Source organism: Bartonella sp. TT121SHDZB (assembly GCF_042193415.1).
Lineage (GTDB): Bacteria > Pseudomonadota > Alphaproteobacteria > Rhizobiales > Rhizobiaceae > Bartonella.
This window is the reverse complement of the sequence record NZ_JBHILR010000035.1, coordinates 1-1,954: the sequence shown is the minus strand read 5'-3', so window position 1 is coordinate 1,954 and position 1,954 is coordinate 1. Positions and strand designations below refer to the sequence as shown.

Here is a 1,954-nt window from a genome sequence, read left to right as displayed (position 1 = left end):
TATTAAAAGAAATTAACAGAAATCTTAAAAGCCATTTAGTGACAAAATTGATAGGTTATAAAGTTTAAAATACGCATTATGAGAGCGTTTCTAAATATTATAGATGTATAGATTCAGAAAATACGCAGTCGTTTCACAAAGCCCGTAATATAGCTTTAAAATCACATAAATATAAAAGAAGCAATTAATAGGCATAAGATATTATCAATACACAACGTATTTAAAAAATACAAAAAAATATCAAAAAATATAAAATATTATTTGACAATAAATACGTATTTTGTTATATAAGTACTCAAGTGATTAACAAACACTAAAACAGATAGCGAATAGGTTACGATAAACCTAATCCTGTTATAAAAACTGACTATCTTTTATGCTTTTGTTAGCATATATGATGATTTTGTCGGGTGTAGCTATGCCATACAATACCCTTCGCGAGGGAAAAGCATAGCAACGGACTATCTGCCGTGTTTGTTAGCGCCCGGCGCCCTTATGGGCTGTCAATAACAAACTTTTAAACAGATAGGTTTTAATTATGACAAATATATCAAACAACACCCCCGTTATCTCTTCCATTTCAAATGAAACCGCGCTTGCTAATCAACAAGAGCCTGCAAAAAAATATGAATTTACAGGTGAAACAATAGAGGTTGGCTTTAAAACGCTTCATAGGATTAGAGCTTTAAGAGATTTTGGAGATGTAAAAAAAGGCGATTTAGGTGGTTTTATACAAGGTGAAAGCAACCTCTCTCATGATGGCAATTGCTGGGTCGGAGGGAAAGCCAAGGTTTATAGCAATGCACGGGTTTACGATGATGCCGTTGTAAGTGACTATGCTCATGTAAACAATGTTGCTTGCATTTATGAAAACGCCCGTGTTTATGGCAAGGCGGTTGTGGCTGGCAATATTTATGGCAATGCTCATGTGTATGGCTTTGCACGTATTTATCCGGATGCTCATATTTTTGGTAATGCTCATGTTCATTATTACGCTTGTGTTTTTAATGATACAAAAATTTATGATAATGCGAAAATTTCCGGATATGCTTGTATTTTTGCAAATGTAAAGATTTTTCGCAATGCGGTCATTAAAGGTGACACTTGGGTTCGCAATAATATTGAAGTCTGTAGTAAAGAAATTGTCTATAATGACCAGTCTATAAAAGACGCTGCGTAAATAAGACACGGGCGCGGCGGGGGCGCCCCTCTTTAAACATCTCATTTTAAAATTTAAATTTCTTTATAAAGGAATTGTGCTATGCAAAAGAAATTTGCACTCACAAATGAAACGCGTGTATTTGGTGAATATGTTCTTTACCGTATTAAAGCATTAAAAGACTTTGCTGATGTTAAGGCTGGTGATTTAGGGGGCTTTATTGAAAAGGAAGATAACCTCTCTCATGATGGCAATTGCTGGGTTTATAATGATGCTCTTGTGTTTAAAAATGGTCACGTTTATGAAAATGCAAGGGTTTTTGGCAATGCTATTACTTGTGGTCATATCTATGGTCATGCGCGGGTTTATGACAATGCTATCGTTGCTGGTTATGTCTATGATCATGCCCATGTTTATGGCAATGCTGTTATTTCTGATAATTCCCATGTCTATGGTAATGCTCATGTGTATGGCAAGGCTATTATTTATGACAAAGCCTCTGTGTATGACAATGCTAGGGTTTATGAAAACGCTCGTATAGCAAATAACGTGCATATTTGTGAAAATGCCAATATTCATGGCATTGCTGTTATTCGTGAAAATGTTGGTGGGGCTACTGAGGTTAAAACCTATATTGAACGGGTTTCCCCTTATGGTGAATTAGAGATTGTCTATGTCTCTCCAAAAATAAAGCAGCATAATTAAATGCTTGGGCGGTGCGGGGGCGCCCCTCTTTAAAATTTCCCATTCCAAATTTTATCAAACGTTTATCACATTAGATTGTGAGGGTCTTCT

Annotated in this window: 2 protein-coding genes; both read left to right on the top strand. The window is 35.7% G+C overall.

All coding sequences use genetic code 11. The features are described from left to right. Positions 1-538 precede the first annotated feature (538 nt). A complete protein-coding gene (locus ACFIKI_RS08310; protein WP_375666742.1) occupies positions 539-1,180 on the top strand; it encodes a hypothetical protein in 642 nt (213 codons plus the stop codon). Between the two features lie 81 nt (positions 1,181-1,261). Further along, positions 1,262-1,864 carry a hypothetical protein gene (locus ACFIKI_RS08305; RefSeq protein ID WP_375666741.1) on the top strand — a complete coding sequence of 201 codons (603 nt, stop codon included), beginning with the start codon at positions 1,262-1,264 and terminating at the stop codon, positions 1,862-1,864. Positions 1,865-1,954 lie beyond the last annotated feature (90 nt).